This is a genomic window from Pseudomonas sp. B21-054 (assembly GCF_026016345.1).
Lineage (GTDB): Bacteria > Pseudomonadota > Gammaproteobacteria > Pseudomonadales > Pseudomonadaceae > Aquipseudomonas.
Genome location: NZ_CP087204.1, coordinates 4,646,376 through 4,662,927, shown reverse-complemented (window position 1 = coordinate 4,662,927; position 16,552 = coordinate 4,646,376). Strand labels below are relative to the sequence as shown.

Here is a 16,552-nt window from a genome sequence, read left to right as displayed (position 1 = left end):
GCGATGACGGAGTCACATTCAGCATCGATGCAAGCTGAACCACCGCTATCGCGAGCAAGCTCGCTCCCACAGTGGTCCCCGTTCCAACTTTCGCGCCGAACGCTCTCCACGGTTGCGCAATGAACCCTCTGGCCTAAGCTTCAAGGCAGGCAGGCGTAGTATTGATCGACTCGCGGAACAATCGCCGCCATGCGCAATCAGTACAGCGTAAATATCAAAAGGAGAGGCGCATGCTCATTCGGTCATTGACCTTCGCTACCTTGCTGGCTGTCGCCGGTCCCCTGTTCGCCGCCGACGGCGATTCACCTTTGTTGGCGGAGACGGGCAAGGCCCGCCCCTTGATCGTCATCGCCCCCAGCACTGTCGACCCTGCGTGGGTCAGCCTGAAAAAAGCCTTGGAGGAACCCGCCGGCAAGCAGGGTTTTTCCGAGCGTAATATGGTGCTCTATACCATCCTCAACACCATCGGGCAGCGCGACGGTAAAGACCTGGACCCGCAAAGCACCATGGCGTTGATTCGCTCACTCAAGTTGGGAGCCGGTGCCCAGACCAAGATCATCCTGGTGGGCAAGGACGGGGAAAAGAAGCTTGAGCATTCCGGGGCGATCGAGCTGAAAGAGATCTTCGACACCGTCGATAAACTGCCCGCGGCAGAAAAAGAAGCGGCGCCTCCGCCCCCGCCTCCCGCGCCGGAGCCTGCGCCGGCTAAGGATGCGAAGGGTGCCAAGCCTGGCAAGGCGGGCAAACCGGCTGCGGCGAAGCCGTTGGACGATTGATCTAAAAGTCGATGAGATCCCTTTTGTGGCGAGGGGATTTATCCCCGTTGGGCTGCGCAGCAGCCCCCAAACCAGACAACTCGGTGTGTCAGGAAGATTGAGCTCGCTGCTTTAGGGCTGCTTCGCAACCCAGCGGGGATAAATCCCCTCGCCAAAGTACTTGCTCAACCTTCTACTGCGCTTGCAGCGCCGTCAGGATCCGGTGCGCCGCCTTTACCCGCTCCTCAATCGGATAATTCTTGTTCGCCAACAACACGATGCCCATGTTTTTACCGGGCACGAAAGCCGCGTAGGCGCCAAACCCGTTGGTCGAGCCGGTCTTGTTGATCCAGGCATCGTCCGGTGCGGGGCGGGGCGGATCAAGCGGTTCTACCTTGTTCGGCGTCATGGCCATCTGCGGTGCATTGCCGGCCAGCAACTCATCCAGGCTGATCGGATAAGGGTAGAACTCCCAGCCCAACCCTTGGGTCATCCCGCCAACCGAATAGAACCCCGTGTGGGTCGTGGCGATGGCCTTGCGCAGATCGGCGTCGAGTTTTTCCGGCTGCAAGTTGGCCTCGATGAAGCGAATCAGGTCCGATGAACTGGTCTTCACCCCGTAAGCCTCGGAATCCAGCGCACCAGGCCCGACCCGGACGGGCTTGCCGTCCTTTGCGTAGCCTTGGGCATATCGACCCAACTGATCCTGCGGCACCCGCACATAACTGTGCTTGAGGCCCAACCCTGGCATCAGCGTGTGCTCCATCACCTCATCGAATGGCTGTCCCAGGCTGCGGGCCGCCAGGAAGCCGAACAGGCCGATGCTCGGGTTTGAATAGACCCGTTGGGTGCCGGTCGGGTAGAGCGGTTTCCAGGTCTTGTAGTAATCGAGTACCTGGCCTGGATGGTCTGCCTCGTCGGGAAACTGCAACGGCAGGCCACCGGGGGTGTAGGTGGCGAGGTTGAGCAGGCTGATGCCGTCGAAGGCGCTGCCACGCAGCTCGGGGGCGAAGCGACTGGCCGGGTCCGACAGGGACAGTTTGCCCTGGGCCTGGGCATAGGCGCCCAGGGTCGCGGTGAAGGTCTTGCTGACCGAGCCGATCTCGAAGAGGGTTTGGTCGGTGACCGGTTTTTTCGTGTCCTTGGACGCCACGCCATAATTGAAGAAATGGCGTTGACCGTTGTGGGTGATCGCCACGGCCATGCCCGCGACGCCTTGTTGCTTCATCAGGGGCTCGATGGTGGCATTGACCGTCTCTTCAATGCGTTCCTGGGCAAAGCCGGGAGTCGTCCCGCAGGCCAGCAAAAAAGTACCTGCGAGTAGCGCTTTGGCAATGTGCATGTCGGACCGTCTCCTTGGGTTGCGATGGTCAAGCCGCCTGCATCCAGCAGCTTTGAGTGCCTGAGTTCACCTGAGGGGGAGGCCAATCTAGGAGGTTTTCGGTTATTCGGCAATCGGACGTCACCCGGCCCAGGCCAGGTTCCGAGTTGTCCGACGGGGTCGCAGGAGCGTTCCTACGAAAATCTTTGGCCGTTGAGGTTTCGGCCGTGCATGGCAAATCACACAAACCTGCGGCTGCCGGGTAAACTTGCGCTCTTTCTAAAGGAGCCCACATGAGTTACTACCAGCCCGGCATTCTCGCCACCCCTGTTCCGCCTCAGGCCCGCCATTTGTTTTTTGCCCTGGAATCGGTCGAGGCGCTGCCGGCTGCGATAGACAAACTCCTGCTGCAGCTCGATGGCCGGGCCGTGATCGGCTTTGGTGAATCGCTGGTCCAGGCGCTGGGCGCCCAGGTCGAAGGCCTGCGGGCGTTTCCTGCGCTGGCCGGCGTCGGCGTGGACAATCCCTCGACCCAGCACGCGTTGTGGTGCTGGTTGCACGGCGAAGACCGGGGCGAGCTCATGCACCGCAGCCGCGCCATCGAGGCGGCGTTGGCCCCGGCGTTGCGCCTGGTGCAGATGAACGAAACGTTCCGCCACATGACCGGCCATGACCTGACGGGTTACGAAGACGGCACCGAAAATCCTCACGATGAAGCCGCCATTGCCGCCGCCCTGGCCCAAGGCGTTGACGGGGTGCGCGGTGGCAGTTTCGCGGCGATCCAGCAGTGGCAACACGATCTGGACGGTTTTGCGGCGATGCAGCCCCATGAGCGCGACAACATCATGGGTCGACGCCTGAGTGACAACGAAGAAATCGACGATGCGCCGGAATCGGCCCACGTCAAACGCACCGCCCAGGAAAGCTTCGCGCCGGAAGCCTTCGTCGTGCGCCGCTCCATGCCCTGGATCGAGGGTGATCGCGCGGGCCTGATGTTCCTGGCGTTTGGTTTCTCCCTCGACGCCTTCGAGGCGCAACTGCGCCGCATGAGTGGCTTGGAGGACGGCATCACCGACGGTCTGTATCGCATGAGCCGGCCGATCACCGGCGGTTACTACTGGTGCCCACCGCTGCTGGACGGGCGCCTGGATCTGCGGGCCCTGGCCCGGTAAGCGCAGCGGTTTGTGCAAAACGTGACGTGAACGCTATCCTTGGGGCGCACGTCATCCGTGGAACGGGAGAAGCAAGCGTGGATAAAGTCATCGTCATTACCGGTGGCGGCCGCGGAATCGGGGCGGCCACGGCACTGTTGGCTGCCGAGCTGGGTTATCGGATCTGCATCAATTACCAGTCCGATGAAAGCGCCGCGCAGGATGTGCTCGAACAAGTCCGGGCCAAGGGTGCCCAGGCGATCGCCGTGCGGGCCGACGTCAGCATCGAAGACGAAGTGATCAGTCTGTTCGACCGGGTGGACGCCGAGCTGGGCCGTGTCACCGCCCTGGTGAACAACGCCGGCACGGTGGCCCACAAATCCCGGCTCGATGAAATGTCCGAATTCCGCATCCTTAAGATCTTGAAGACCAATGTGCTGGGGCCGATTCTCTGCGCCAAGCACGCGGTGCTGCGCATGTCCCCCCGGCATGGCGGGCAGGGCGGGAGTATCGTGAATGTCTCCTCGGTGGCGGCCCGCCTGGGCTCGCCGAACGAATACGTCGACTATGCCGCTTCGAAAGGCGCCTTGGACACCTTCACCATCGGCCTGTCCAAGGAAGTGGCCGGCGAGGGCATTCGCGTCAATGCGGTTCGCCCGGGTTATATCTACACCGATTTCCACGCCCTCAGTGGCGACCCGGACCGGGTCAGCAAGCTTGAATCGGCGATCCCCATGGCCCGGGGCGGTCGTCCGGATGAAGTGGCCGAAGCGATTATCTGGTTGCTGTCGGACAAGGCCTCGTATGCGACCGGGACGTTCGTCGACCTGGGCGGCGGCCGCTGAGGTTCTGGATTTCGGTTGTCCGGACCGGCCTCTTCGCGAGCAAGCCCGCTCCCACCCTGGATTTGATGTGCACAAGAAATATGTGTTCGCAGGAGAACAAAAGTGGGAGCGGGCTTGCTCGCGAATGCGATAGCCAGATCAACATCGCATTCAAAACGATCGAATAATCCGCCCCAACGTCTCCATGGCCTGTTCCGACGCCTCGGTCCACGGGCTGCCGTAGTTCAGGCGAATGCAGTTCCGGAACCGCTGGGTCGGTGAGAAGATCGGTCCCGGCGCGATACTGATGCCTTGGGCCAGGGCCATCTGGAACAGTTTCAGCGAGTCCGTCTGCTCCGGCAGTTCCAACCACAGGAAGTACCCTCCCGTCGGCCGGCTGACGCGGGTCTGGGCCGGAAAGTAGCGGGCGATGGCGGCGAGCATGGCGCTTTGCTGTTCTTCCAGGGCATAGCGCAGTTTGCGCAGGTGACGGTCGTAGCCGCCGTGTTGCAAGTAGTCGGCGATGGCGGCCTGGGCCGGCATCGAGGCGCACAGTGACGTCATGAGCTTCAATCGCTCGATCTTCTGCGCGTAACGTCCGGCGGCGACCCAACCGATGCGATAACCCGGTGCCAGGCTCTTGGCGAACGAGCCGCAATGCATCACCAGTCCTTCGGTGTCGAACGCCTTGGCCGGCTTGGGGGCCTGTTGACCGTAATAGAGTTCGGCATACACGTCGTCCTCGATCAGCGGCACCTGATGGCGGCGCAGCAGTTCCACCAACGCTTGTTTCCTTTCCTCGGGCATCGTCGCGCCCATGGGGTTCTGGAAACTGGTCATGCACCAGCAGGCCTTGACCGGATGACGCTCCAGCGTCTGTTCAAGGACTTCCAGATCGATACCGTCGCGTGGGTGCACGGGGATTTCCACGGCCTTGAGCTTGAGCCGCTCCAACACTTGCAGGCTGGCATAGAACGCCGGCGCCTCGATTGCCACCAGGTCGCCGGGTTCGGTCACGGCCTGCAGGCACAGGTTCAAGGCTTCCAGGGCGCCGTTGGTGACCAGCAGTTCTTCCATGGGCAGCATCAGCCCGCCGACCATGTAGCGCAGGGCGATCTGCCGGCGCAGTTGCGGATTGCCGGGGGACATGTCCGTGACCACCACCCGCGGGTCCATGTCCCGGGTGGCGCTGGACAGCGAGCGGGACAACCGTTGCAGCGGAAACAGCATCGGGCTGGGGAATGCCGACCCGAACGGTACGGTACTCGGATCCTTGATTGAATCCAGTACTGAAAACACCAGTTCGCTGACGTCGACTTCGGTGGACTCGTGCACCTGGCTGCTGATCGCCGGCTCGGAGAACGGGCTCGGCGCATGGGTGTTGACGAAGTAGCCCGAACGCGGCCGAGCGCGGATCAGGCCGCGTCGCTCCAGCAGGTAATAAGCCTGGAACACAGTGGACGGGCTGACGCCGTAGGTCTGGCTGGCATAACGCACCGACGGCACGCGCTGGCCCGGCCCCAGCATGCCGGAGCGGATCAGTTCAGCAATGTCGTCGGCGAATTTCTCGTAGCGTTTCATGGCGGGCCCAGTCTTGAACGATTCGGCGGGAGCCGCGTGAGATGCACTCGGCGCCCGGCATCTTAAAGCTTCACCGATTCATCGGCGCGACAAAACGGCTCTTGCCCAGGCTGTAGATGCCGGGCTCATCGCTGTCGGTCACCTTGAAGGTCATTTCCTGGGAGCCACTGCGGGGCCGTTCGCTGAGCATCGCCACCGACACCGGCACATCGACGATTTCCCCCGGCGCCAGGCTCAGTTGCGTATTGCCTTGCAGGGCAAAACCGTCACCGTCCACCAGAGACAGCTGATAGTCCTGGCGTTGCTGGGTCTTGTTGATGATTTTCAGGCTGTAGATGTTCTCGATCTGGCCTGCGCTGTTTTCGCGGAACAGGCCGCGGTCCTTGCTGACGTCCAGGGACACCATGGGCCGCTCCACCAGCGCCAGGGCCAGTGCGCCGATCATCACCAGCAGCACGGCGGTATAGCCGATCAGTCGAGGCCGCAGCAGGTGAGTCTTGCCGCCTTGCAGCTGATGCTCGGAGGTGTATTTGATCAGCCCGCGGGCGTAGCCCATCTTGTCCATGATCGAGTCGCAGGCATCGATGCACGCCGCGCAGCCGATGCATTCCATTTGCAGGCCGTCGCGAATGTCGATGCCGGTGGGGCAGACTTGCACGCACATCTGGCAGTCGATGCAATCGCCGAGGCCGACATTGGCCGGGTTCACTTCGCGTTTGCGCGGGCCACGGATTTCGCCACGGGCCGTGTCGTAGGAAATGGTCAAGGTGTCCTTGTCGAACATCACGCTCTGGAACCGTGCGTAGGGGCACATGTGCATGCACACTGCCTCACGCAGCCAGCCAGCGTTGAGGTAGGTGGCGGCGGTGAAAAACAGCACCCAGAACAGACTGACGCCGGCCATTTGCAGGGTCAGCAACTCTTCGGCCAGGGGACGGATAGGCGTGAAGTAACCGACGAAGGTCAGGCCGGTGAGCAGGCTGATGGCCAGCCACAGCGTGTGCTTGGCCGAGCGGCGCAGCAGTTTGTTCAAGCCCCACGGCGCTGCTTGCAGCTTGATCCGTTGGTTGCGTTCACCTTCGGTGATTTTCTCGCACCACATGAAAATCCAGGTCCAGGAACTCTGTGGGCAGGTGTAGCCGCACCACACACGCCCGGCGAACACGGTGATCGCAAACAGACCGAAGGCGGCGATGATCAACAGGGCCGACAGCAAGATGAAATCCTGGGGCCAGAAGGTCGCGCCAAAGATGTGGAACTTGCTTTCGGAAAGATCCCAGAGCACCGCCTGGCGGCCGCCCCAGTCCAACCACACCGTGCCGAAGAACAGCAGGAACAGAACACCCGCACCGCTGATGCGCAAGGTGCGGAACAAGCCGGTGAAGCTGCGGGTGTGGATCAGGTTATCGGTGGTCCTGGCCTTGATTTTCGACGGCGCGGGTTCGAAGGTCTGTATCAACTGGACGGGGATTCTATCGCTCATGGTCGGTCGCTCATCAGCCTCTATCTGGCCGACGCACTATGACCATCGAACTGTTTGCATAACAGACTCAGGTAAATCGTTAAAAACCGGATCAGATGGTGTTAAGTGCCGCCCCTGCGACACTTTGATGCAGTCTGGAGATTGCTAAGCATCTTTGTGGCGAGGGGATAAATTCCCTCGCCACAAAATCTTCCTGGGCAAATCTTCAGATAACCGAATCACCATCGGTGGCCTTGACGTGGCGGCGTCCATCGACCGCGCCGGCCACAGTCAAGGCATCGGCTTCAGCCTCGGTGATGTAGACCCGCCCGCCATTGAGTTCCACGGCTGACATGGCTTTGTCCGGGTCGGTGATAACGGTCAGCTCGCTGGCGGGGCGTTGTTCCGTGCCGTTGGAGAGCTGGAAATGGCAGGTTCTTTTGTCTTCATCGATACGTACAGTCATGGTTGCACTTCCTTCTGGATGTCCTGAACGTTAGGCGCCGCCCCAAAGCCAGGGTTCGTCGCGGCTGATCAGCGGTCGGGCGCACCTCTGGCTTCGCTTGCGGTCCATCGTTTATTGAATGGAAAAAGGAGCGATTCATGGATGCCTGGTGGCATGAAGTCTGGGTGACCCTGCAAGCGGAATTCGCCGATATCACCGATGCCCAGCAGATGACGCGGGTCACGGTGCGTCTGCTGATGGCCGCGCTGCTGGGCGGCATTCTTGGTTTCGAGCGAGAACACAAGGGCAAGGCGGCCGGCGTGCGCACCCACATGCTGGTGGCCCTGGGGGCTGCGTTGTTCGTGCTGGTGCCGCAGATGTCCGGTTCCCAGGCCGACGCCATGAGCCGGGTCATCCAGGGAGTTGTCGCGGGCATTGGTTTTCTCGGCGCGGGCACCATCCTGAAAAGCACCGACGGCGATGAAAGCCATGTCAAAGGCCTGACCACTGCCGCCGGCCTGTGGATGACCGCCGCCATCGGCGTCGCCGCCGGGTTGGGTCGGGAAGCGACGGCCGTGCTCAGTACGATTCTGGCGTTGGCGATTTTCAGTGTGATGCCGGTGATTGTCCGGGCGCTGGAGAAGGAGGACAAGCCGTGACCGCGATCTCTAGCCAAAACACACCATCCGATGTGGGAGCGGGCTTGCTCGCGAAAGCGGTGTGTCAGTCGACGGAAACCTTGGCTGACACTACGCCTTCGCGGGCAAGCCCGCTCCCACAGTTTTTTGTTATCCACTAGGCTGTTGATCAAGCCCGTTCCGGCGGCGCTTCGCTCGGCGGGTCGCCCAACGGCGGCTGAGGATCGAGCGGTGGGTCTTTTTCGGGAATCGGCTCCGGGTCAGGGCCGGGCGGCGGTAGGGTGGGATCATCGATGTTGGGATCGGGTGTTTCGGCCGGGATGGGAATGTTCATCGGGACGGGTCTCCGTGACGCACATGGCTTGAGTCGTGCTTATTGTTGTTGACCACCCCGCGCCGGGTTTGATCCACCGGATGCCTCCGGGCAAATCCCTCTGAACTTTTAAGCGCTGGTTCGGTTCGGAGTTTAAGTGAGTTTTTTCAGGGACCCGTTGGGCCTTTACCGCCACAAGCGCGTCCATGGGGCGTAAAAGGAGTGATGCTCGATGACTGCTGAACACCCGACTGACATGGCTTATAACCCGCATTTGCCATTGTCCCAGGCTTTGTTGCTGCCACGTATCGCGATTGAAAACACGATGCCGGTGATCGACGGCGGACAGTTCGCTGCCAAGGCGGTGGCGGGCCAGGACGTGACGGTGACCAGCAAAGTGTTCGCCGATGGCCATGACAAGCTGGCCGTGCGTATCCGTTGGCACGCGTTGGAGGACGAGATATGGAACAGCGAGGTCATGACCGACCTGGGCAATAACGGCTGGCAAGGCCAGTTCAATGTGCCGAAACAGGGCCGTTATGTCTTCTGCATTGAAGCCTGGATCGATCAGTTCGCCAGTTTCTGCTATGAGCTGGAAAAAAAATTCGGCGCCGGCGTTCCCATCAGCCTGGAGTTGCAGGAAGGCCGCAACCAGGTGCAAATGGCTGCCGAGCGCAGCGACGGTGAACTGAAGGCGCAACTGACCGCGTTGCATCATGAGCTCTCGGGGTTATTGCCCGCCGAGCAGGTGGCGCTGTTCCTGGCGCCGCGCAGCGTCGATCTTATGTCCCTGGCCGATCATCGCCCCTACTTGAGCATCAGTCCCGAATTCCCATTGGATGTGGAACGCGAGTTGGCCGAGTTCGCCAGCTGGTACGAACTGTTCCCGCGCTCGATCACCGATGATCCTGCGCGCCATGGCACTTTCAACGACGTGCATTCACGCCTGGAAATGATCCAGGACATGGGCTTCGATGTGCTGTACTTCCCGCCGATCCATCCCATCGGTCGCAGTTTCCGCAAAGGCCCGAACAACTCCCTCACCGCCGGCCCCGACGATCCGGGCAGCCCTTATGCCATCGGCAGCGAGGAGGGCGGACACGAGGCGATTCATCCGCAATTGGGTTCCCGTGAAGATTTCCGACGCCTGGTGGCGGCGGCGGCCGAGCATGGCCTGGAGATCGCCCTCGATTTCGCCATCCAGTGTTCCCAGGATCACCCTTGGCTCAAGCAGCATCCGGGCTGGTTCAGCTGGCGGCCGGACGGCACGATCAAATATGCGGAAAACCCGCCGAAGAAGTACCAGGACATCGTCAACGTCGACTTCTATGCGGCCGATGCGATTCCCAGCCTGTGGCTGGAACTGCGGGACATCGTGGTGGGCTGGGTCAACGAAGGCGTGAAGATCTTCCGCGTCGACAACCCACACACCAAGCCGTTGCCGTTCTGGCAATGGCTGATCGCTGACGTTCGGGCCCAACACCCTGAGGTGATGTTCCTGGCCGAAGCCTTCACCACCCCGGCGATGATGGCGCGCCTGGGCAAGGTCGGTTATTCCCAGAGCTATACCTACTTCACCTGGCGCAACACCAAGGCCGAACTGGCGACTTATTTCACCGAACTGAACGAATCGCCGTGGCGCGAATGCTACCGGCCGAACTTTTTCGTCAACACGCCGGACATCAACCCAGCGTTTCTCCATGAGTCGGGACGTGCGGGCTTTCTGATCCGCGCGGCGCTGGCGACCATGGGATCGGGCCTGTGGGGCATGTATTCGGGCTTTGAACTGTGCGAATCGGCGCCGGTACCGGGCAAGGAGGAATACCTCAACTCGGAGAAATACGAGATTCGCCCTCGCGACTTCACCGCGCCGGGCAACATCATTGCCGAGATCGCCCAGCTCAACCGTATCCGTCGACAGAACCCAGCGTTGCATACGCACCTGGGGCTGAAGGTCTACAACGCCTGGAACGACAACATCCTGTACTTCGGCAAGCGCACCCCCGATGGCAGCAACTTCATCCTGGTGGCGGTGAGCCTTGACCCCCACAACCCGCAGGAAGCCAATTTCGAGTTACCGCTGTGGGAAATGGGCCTGCCGGACGATGCACAGACCCAGGGCGAGGATTTGATGAGCGGCCACCGCTGGACCTGGTATGGCAAGTATCAGTTCATGCGCATTGATCCGGCTTACCAGCCGTTTGGGATTTGGCGGATCAGCGTGGCTTAAGGCTGAACCATTCTTTTGTGGCGAGGGGATTTATCCCCGTTGGGTTGCGAAGCGACCCCCATGGATCGCACTGGGTACGTCAGGTTGGCCGTGTTGGAAATGTTGGGGCTGCTTCGCAACCCAGCGGGGATAAATCCCCTCGCCACAACGGCCCATCAAAAGCCTTTGTACAACGGCGGCTTTATAGAATTCATCAGGAGTTGCAAATGGCGAAGAAACCCCGGTCTGCCACCTTCATCAAAGACCCGCTCTGGTACAAGGACGCGGTGATCTACCAGGTTCACGTCAAATCCTATTTCGACTCCAACAACGACGGGATCGGTGACTTTCCCGGCCTGATCGAGAAGCTCGATTACATTGCCGACCTGGGCGTCAACACCATCTGGCTGTTGCCGTTCTATCCGTCGCCTCGGCGCGACGATGGCTACGACATCGCCGAATATCGCGGCGTGAGCCCCGACTACGGGACCATGGCCGATGCGCGGCGCTTCATTGCCGAGGCCCACAAGCGCAACCTGCGGGTGATCACCGAGCTGGTCATCAACCACACCTCGGACCAGCACCCGTGGTTCCAGCGGGCGCGCAAGGCCAAGCCGGGTTCGGCGGCGCGGGATTTCTACGTGTGGTCCGACAACGACCACAAATACGATGGCACCCGGATCATTTTCCTCGACACCGAAAAATCCAACTGGACCTGGGACCCGGTGGCCGGCCAGTACTTCTGGCACCGCTTCTATTCCCACCAGCCCGACCTGAATTTCGATAACCCGCAGGTCATCAAGGCTGTGCTGTCGGTAATGCGCTACTGGCTGGACATGGGCATCGATGGCCTGCGCCTGGATGCCATCCCGTACCTCATCGAGCGCGATGGCACCAACAACGAAAACCTGCCCGAGACCCATGACGTCCTGAAGCTGATCCGGGCCGAGATCGACGCCAACTATCCTGATCGCATGTTGTTGGCCGAAGCCAACCAGTGGCCGGAAGACACCCAGCTGTACTTCGGTGATGTCGATGCCCAGGGCCTGAACGGCGACGAATGCCACATGGCCTTTCACTTCCCGCTGATGCCGCGCATGTACATGGCGCTGGCCCAGGAAGACCGTTTTCCCATCACGGATATCTTGCGTCAGACGCCGGAGATCCCGGCCAATTGCCAGTGGGCGATTTTCCTGCGCAACCACGATGAGCTGACCCTGGAGATGGTCACCGACAAGGAGCGTGACTATCTGTGGAATTACTACGCGGCCGACCGTCGGGCGCGGATCAACCTGGGGATCCGCCGGCGCCTGGCGCCGTTGATGGAGCGTGATCGCCGCCGCGTGGAGTTGCTCAACAGCCTGCTATTGTCGATGCCGGGCACGCCGACCCTGTACTACGGCGACGAAATCGGCATGGGCGACAACATCTATCTGGGCGACCGCGACGGCGTGCGCACGCCAATGCAGTGGTCCATCGACCGCAACGGCGGTTTCTCCCGGGCCGACCCGGCCAGCCTGGTGCTACCACCGATCATGGACCCGCTCTACGGCTACCTGTCGGTGAACGTCGAGACCCAGGCCGGTGACCCGCATTCGCTGCTCAACTGGACCCGACGGATGCTGGCGGTGCGCAAGCAGTCCCAGGCCTTCGGCCGGGGCACGCTGAAAATGCTGTCCCCGAGCAACCGTCGGATCCTGGCCTATACCCGGGAGTACACCAGTCCGGAAGGCAAGCACGAAATCATCCTCTGCGTGGCCAACGTATCCCGCAGCGCCCAGGCCGCCGAGCTGGACCTGTCGACCTATGCCGGCATGGTTCCGGTGGAAATGCTGGGCGGTAATGCCTTCCCGCCTATCGGCCAGCTGAATTTCCTGCTGACCCTGCCGCCTTATGGCTTCTATTGGTTCGCCCTGGCGGCGGAAAACCAGATGCCGAGCTGGCACGTGGAACCGGCCCAGAGCCTGCCGGACTTCACCACCCTGGTGCTGAAAAAACGTCTGGAAGAGTTGCTCGAAGCGCCGTCGCGCACCACGTTGGAGCAGACCATCCTGCCGAGCTGGTTGCAGAACCGTCGTTGGTTTGCCGGCAAGGACAGCGCCATCGAGAAGGTCAACATTGTCTACGGCATGCGCTTCGGTGACCCGCAGCATCCGGTGCTGCTCAGCGAGATCGACGTCACCAGCGCTGGCCAGACCCTGCGCTATCAACTGCCGTTCGGCCTGTTGCCTGAAGACCAGTTGGGCGCTGCGTTGCCGCAGCAGTTGGCGTTGTCGCGTGTACGTCGGGGTCGCCAGGTCGGCTTGATTACCGATGCGTTCAGCCTCGAAAGCTTCGTGCGGGCCGTGCTGCAAGGCATGCAGAACGCCACGGTGCTACCGTTCGCTGAAGGTGAGTTGCGCTTCGAACCCACCGAGGGCTTGGCCGCATTGAACCTGGGGGCCGAGCCCGAGGTGCGTTACCTCTCCGCCGAACAATCCAACAGTTCGGTAGTGGTGGGCGGCGCGCTGGTGCTCAAGCTGATCCGCAAAGTCGCCTCGGGCGTGCATCCGGAACTGGAGATGAGTGCCTACCTGACGGCCGCCGGCTTCAGCAATATCTCGCCGCTGTTGGGCTCGGTGGTGCGGCGTGACGCCCAGGGCGAGGATGCCCTGCTGATGATTGCCCAGGGCTACCTGAGCAATCAGGGCGATGCATGGGAATGGACCCAGAACAACCTGGAACGCGCATTGCGCGATGAACTGGCCAATGCCGTGTCCGAGCAGGAGCAGCATTACAACGCCCTGGGCGAGTTGAAGGATTTTGCCGGCATGCTTGGCCAGCGCCTGGGGGAAATGCACCAGGTACTGGCCCAGGCCACCGACGACCCGGACTTCGCGCCCCAGCCCACCCATGCCAAGGAAGCCCAGGCCATCGGCAAGGACGTGGTCGCGCAGGTGGAAAACGCCTTGCGTCTGCTCAAGCAGAACCAAGGCCAATTGAACCCGGCAGACCAGGCCATGGTCGCACGTTTGCTGGAGCACAAGAAAACCGTCCTGGCCCATATCCAGGCGCTGGCCGCCAAGGCCGTCGGTGGCTTGCGCATCCGCGTCCACGGCGACCTGCATTTGGGGCAGGTGCTGGTGATCAAGGGCGACGCCTATCTGATCGACTTTGAAGGTGAGCCTGCGCGGCCATTGCATGAGCGTCGGGGCAAGCACAGCCCGTACAAGGATGTCAGCGGTGTGCTGCGCTCCTTCGACTACGCGGCCGCCATGGCGATCCATTTGAACACCGTCGACAGCACGGCTGATGCCGATGCCGCCCGGCAACGGGTGGCTGATCGTTATTTGAAAGAGGCCCGCGAAGCATTTGTTCAGGCGTATCGACTGGCGGCAGCTAGTCTTGCTCATGAATGGAAGGATGCTGAAGGCGAAGACGCCGCGCTGGCGTTGTTCGGCCTGGAGAAGGCGGCCTATGAAGTGGCTTATGAAGCCGAGAATCGCCCCGCCTGGCTGCCCGTGCCATTGCACGGCCTGGTCGGGTTATTGAGTGGGCTGGAACCGTTTTCCGACTTAGCCGGACCGATTTAGTGGAGAGAATCATGAGTGTCTCGAACAAAGAACCACAGGGGCAGGCCAAAGAGTCGTTACTGCCGGCCTCCCATGACATCGACGCGCTGGTGCGTGCCGAACATCATGACCCGTTTTCCATCCTCGGTCCCCACGGCGACGAGGCGGGCGGGCAATTCATCCGCGCCTACCTGCCCGGCGCACTGAGCGTGCAGGTGCTGGCCCGCGAGGGCGGCGAAGAATTGGGCGAATTGCAGATCACCGAAACACCGGGTCTGTTCGTCGGTCATTTCGACCGTGCCCAGCCGTACCTGCTGCGCACCCGTTGGGCCGGTGGTGAACAAGTGGCGGAGGATCCGTACAGCTTCGGGCCGTTGCTGGGGGAAATGGACCTTTACCTGTTTGGCGAGGGTAATCACCGCGACCTCAGCTCCTGCCTCGGCGCGCAACTGACGACGGTCGATGGCATCGACGGCGTACGCTTCGCCGTGTGGGCGCCGAACGCTCGGCGCGTCTCGGTGGTCGGGGATTTCAACGCCTGGGACGGGCGTCGGCATCCGATGCGCATCCGTTATCCGTCCGGTGTGTGGGAGCTGTTTATCCCGCGGCTCGGCGCGGGCGAGGGCTACAAATATGAAATCCTCGGGGCCCACGGCATCCTGCCGCTCAAGGCTGACCCCGTGGCATTGGCCACCCAGATGCCGCCCGACACCGCGTCGAAAGTCGCCTCGCCCTTGAAGATCGAGTGGCAGGACGACGACTGGATGCAGCACCGTCGTGAGCGGCAGCTGCCAGGCGCACCCTTGTCGATCTACGAGTTGCACGCCGGCTCCTGGCAGTGTGAACTCGACGAGGCCGGCGAAGTGGCCCGGCAGTACAACTGGCATGAAATGGCCGAACGGTTGATCCCCTACGTCAGGGACCTGGGCTTCACTCACATCGAGCTGATGCCGATCATGGAGCATCCCTTTGGTGGTTCCTGGGGCTATCAACCGCTGTCGCAGTTCGCCCCGACGGCGCGTTTCGGTTCACCGGACGATTTCGCCGAGTTCGTCAATGCCTGTCACCAGGCCAACATCGGGGTGATCCTCGACTGGGTACCGGCGCACTTTCCTACCGACGCCCACGGCCTGGCCCAGTTCGACGGCACCGCGCTGTATGAATACGGCAATCCGCTGGAGGGGTTCCACCAGGATTGGGACACGCTGATCTACAACCTGGGCCGTACCGAGGTGCATGGCTTCATGCTGGCTTCAGCCTTGCACTGGTTGAAGCATTTCCACATCGACGGCCTTCGGGTCGATGCCGTGGCCTCGATGCTGTACCGCGACTATTCGCGCAAGGCTGGCGAGTGGGTACCTAACCGCCATGGTGGGCGTGAGAACCTGGAAGCCATCGATTTTCTGCGGCACCTCAATGACGTGGTGGCCCTGGAAACCCCCGGTGCGCTGGTCATTGCCGAAGAGTCCACGGCCTGGCCGGGTGTCAGCCAGAGCACGCAGCAGGGTGGCCTGGGCTTCGCCTATAAATGGAACATGGGCTGGATGCATGATTCGCTGCATTACATCCAGCAGGATCCGGTGTACCGGGCTCACCACCACAACGAGCTGAGCTTTGGCTTGATGTATGCCTGGTCCGAGCGGTTCGTCCTGCCGATTTCCCATGACGAAGTCGTCCACGGCAAACGCTCGCTGATCGACAAGATGCCCGGTGATCGCTGGCAGAAGTTCGCCAACCTACGGGCCTACCTCAGCTTCATGTGGGGGCATCCGGGCAAAAAACTGTTGTTCATGGGTTGCGAGTTCGGCCAATGGCGCGAGTGGAACCACGATCAGCAACTGGACTGGTACCTGCTGCAATACCCTGAGCACCGCGGGGTGCAGCAACTGGTGACCGACCTGAACCGGCTCTATCGCGAAGAACCGGCGCTGCATGATCAGGATGACGCGCCCCAGGGTTTCCAATGGTTGATTGGCGACGATGCGGTCAACAGCGTCTACGCCTGGCTGCGTTGGAGCAAAGAGGGCCGGCCGGTATTGGTGGTCGCTAACTTCACACCGGTGCCGCGCGAGGCCTATCGGGTCGGCGTGCCGTTCGCCGGGCGTTGGGTGGAATTGCTCAACAGTGATGCCGACACCTATGCCGGTTCCAACTACGGCAATGGCGGCGGTGCTTCCACCGAAGAAGTGCCCAGCCATGGGCAGAACCTGTCGCTGGAACTCAACCTGCCGCCGTTGGCGGTGTTGATTCTGCGGCCGGAGGGTTAGGTTTTACAGAAGCCTGAAGGCGAATGACGACTGTG

12 protein-coding genes are annotated in these 16,552 nt (G+C 61.5%); 7 read left to right on the top strand and 5 right to left on the bottom strand.

What is annotated here, in order from left to right; genetic code table 11:
* Positions 1–230 precede the first annotated feature (230 nt).
* A complete protein-coding gene (locus tag LOY70_RS20075) occupies positions 231–776 on the top strand; it encodes a DUF4174 domain-containing protein (RefSeq protein ID WP_265029056.1) in 546 nt (181 codons plus the stop codon).
* 172 nt (positions 777–948) lie between these two features.
* On the opposite strand, the gene ampC is transcribed toward LOY70_RS20075, so the two are convergent.
* Positions 949–2,097, bottom strand: coding sequence for a class C beta-lactamase (gene ampC / locus LOY70_RS20070; protein WP_265029055.1), 1,149 nt, complete (start codon positions 2,095–2,097; stop codon positions 949–951).
* 272 nt (positions 2,098–2,369) lie between these two features.
* Between ampC and LOY70_RS20065 the strand changes: the two genes are divergently transcribed.
* Positions 2,370–3,248: a Dyp-type peroxidase gene (locus LOY70_RS20065; RefSeq protein WP_025214608.1), complete on the top strand. Its 879-nt coding sequence runs from the start codon at positions 2,370–2,372 to the stop codon at positions 3,246–3,248.
* A gap of 77 nt (positions 3,249–3,325) precedes the next feature.
* Positions 3,326–4,072 carry an SDR family oxidoreductase gene (locus tag LOY70_RS20060; RefSeq protein WP_025214607.1) on the top strand — a complete coding sequence of 249 codons (747 nt, stop codon included), beginning with the start codon at positions 3,326–3,328 and terminating at the stop codon, positions 4,070–4,072.
* 150 nt (positions 4,073–4,222) lie between these two features.
* Here the strand turns inward: LOY70_RS20060 and mapR are convergent, their stop codons facing one another.
* The 3 genes from mapR to LOY70_RS20045 form a co-directional block, all read right to left on the bottom strand.
* Positions 4,223–5,632, bottom strand: a complete 1,410-nt coding sequence (gene mapR / locus LOY70_RS20055; RefSeq protein WP_265029054.1) for a GntR family transcriptional regulator MpaR — start codon at positions 5,630–5,632, stop codon at positions 4,223–4,225.
* 70 nt (positions 5,633–5,702) lie between these two features.
* Complete coding sequence (gene ccoG, locus LOY70_RS20050; RefSeq protein WP_265029053.1) at positions 5,703–7,115, bottom strand: cytochrome c oxidase accessory protein CcoG; 1,413 nt, start codon at positions 7,113–7,115, stop codon at positions 5,703–5,705.
* Positions 7,116–7,320: 205 nt separating this feature from the next.
* On the bottom strand, positions 7,321–7,560 hold the full coding sequence (locus LOY70_RS20045; RefSeq protein WP_265029052.1) for a DUF3203 family protein: 240 nt from the start codon (positions 7,558–7,560) through the stop codon (positions 7,321–7,323).
* A 137-nt stretch (positions 7,561–7,697) separates the two neighbouring features.
* On the opposite strand from LOY70_RS20045, the gene LOY70_RS20040 reads away from it, so the two are divergent.
* Positions 7,698–8,198 carry an MgtC/SapB family protein gene (locus LOY70_RS20040; protein WP_265029051.1) on the top strand — a complete coding sequence of 167 codons (501 nt, stop codon included), beginning with the start codon at positions 7,698–7,700 and terminating at the stop codon, positions 8,196–8,198.
* Positions 8,199–8,346: 148 nt separating this feature from the next.
* Here LOY70_RS20040 and LOY70_RS20035 read toward each other — a convergent pair whose 3' ends face one another.
* Complete coding sequence (locus LOY70_RS20035) at positions 8,347–8,511, bottom strand: hypothetical protein (protein ID WP_265029050.1); 165 nt, start codon at positions 8,509–8,511, stop codon at positions 8,347–8,349.
* 211 nt (positions 8,512–8,722) lie between these two features.
* Here LOY70_RS20035 and LOY70_RS20030 point away from each other — a divergent pair, with 211 nt between their 5' ends.
* The 3 genes from LOY70_RS20030 (at position 8,723) to glgB (ending at position 16,517) form a co-directional block, all read left to right on the top strand.
* Positions 8,723–10,720, top strand: a complete 1,998-nt coding sequence (locus tag LOY70_RS20030) for an alpha-1,4-glucan--maltose-1-phosphate maltosyltransferase (protein ID WP_265029049.1) — start codon at positions 8,723–8,725, stop codon at positions 10,718–10,720.
* A gap of 206 nt (positions 10,721–10,926) precedes the next feature.
* The gene (treS, locus tag LOY70_RS20025) at positions 10,927–14,271 is read left to right on the top strand and encodes a maltose alpha-D-glucosyltransferase (RefSeq protein WP_265029048.1); all 3,345 of its coding nucleotides are present in this window, start codon (positions 10,927–10,929) and stop codon (positions 14,269–14,271) included.
* Between the two features lie 11 nt (positions 14,272–14,282).
* Entirely contained in the window at positions 14,283–16,517 is a 2,235-nt protein-coding gene (glgB, locus tag LOY70_RS20020; protein WP_265029047.1) for a 1,4-alpha-glucan branching protein GlgB, read from the top strand.
* The last annotated feature ends 35 nt before the right edge of the window (positions 16,518–16,552 follow it).

Coding starts and splice junctions, on each gene's coding strand:
- mapR (WP_265029054.1), bottom strand. CDS start 5,632: ATGAAACGCTACGAGAAATTCGCCGACGACATTGCTGAACTGATCCGC.
- LOY70_RS20030 (WP_265029049.1), top strand. CDS start 8,723: ATGACTGCTGAACACCCGACTGACATGGCTTATAACCCGCATTTGCCA.
- LOY70_RS20040 (WP_265029051.1), top strand. CDS start 7,698: ATGGATGCCTGGTGGCATGAAGTCTGGGTGACCCTGCAAGCGGAATTC.
- LOY70_RS20075 (WP_265029056.1), top strand. CDS start 231: ATGCTCATTCGGTCATTGACCTTCGCTACCTTGCTGGCTGTCGCCGGT.
- glgB (WP_265029047.1), top strand. CDS start 14,283: ATGAGTGTCTCGAACAAAGAACCACAGGGGCAGGCCAAAGAGTCGTTA.
- LOY70_RS20045 (WP_265029052.1), bottom strand. CDS start 7,560: ATGACTGTACGTATCGATGAAGACAAAAGAACCTGCCATTTCCAGCTC.
- ampC (WP_265029055.1), bottom strand. CDS start 2,097: ATGCACATTGCCAAAGCGCTACTCGCAGGTACTTTTTTGCTGGCCTGC.
- LOY70_RS20065 (WP_025214608.1), top strand. CDS start 2,370: ATGAGTTACTACCAGCCCGGCATTCTCGCCACCCCTGTTCCGCCTCAG.
- treS (WP_265029048.1), top strand. CDS start 10,927: ATGGCGAAGAAACCCCGGTCTGCCACCTTCATCAAAGACCCGCTCTGG.
- ccoG (WP_265029053.1), bottom strand. CDS start 7,115: ATGAGCGATAGAATCCCCGTCCAGTTGATACAGACCTTCGAACCCGCG.
- LOY70_RS20035 (WP_265029050.1), bottom strand. CDS start 8,511: ATGAACATTCCCATCCCGGCCGAAACACCCGATCCCAACATCGATGAT.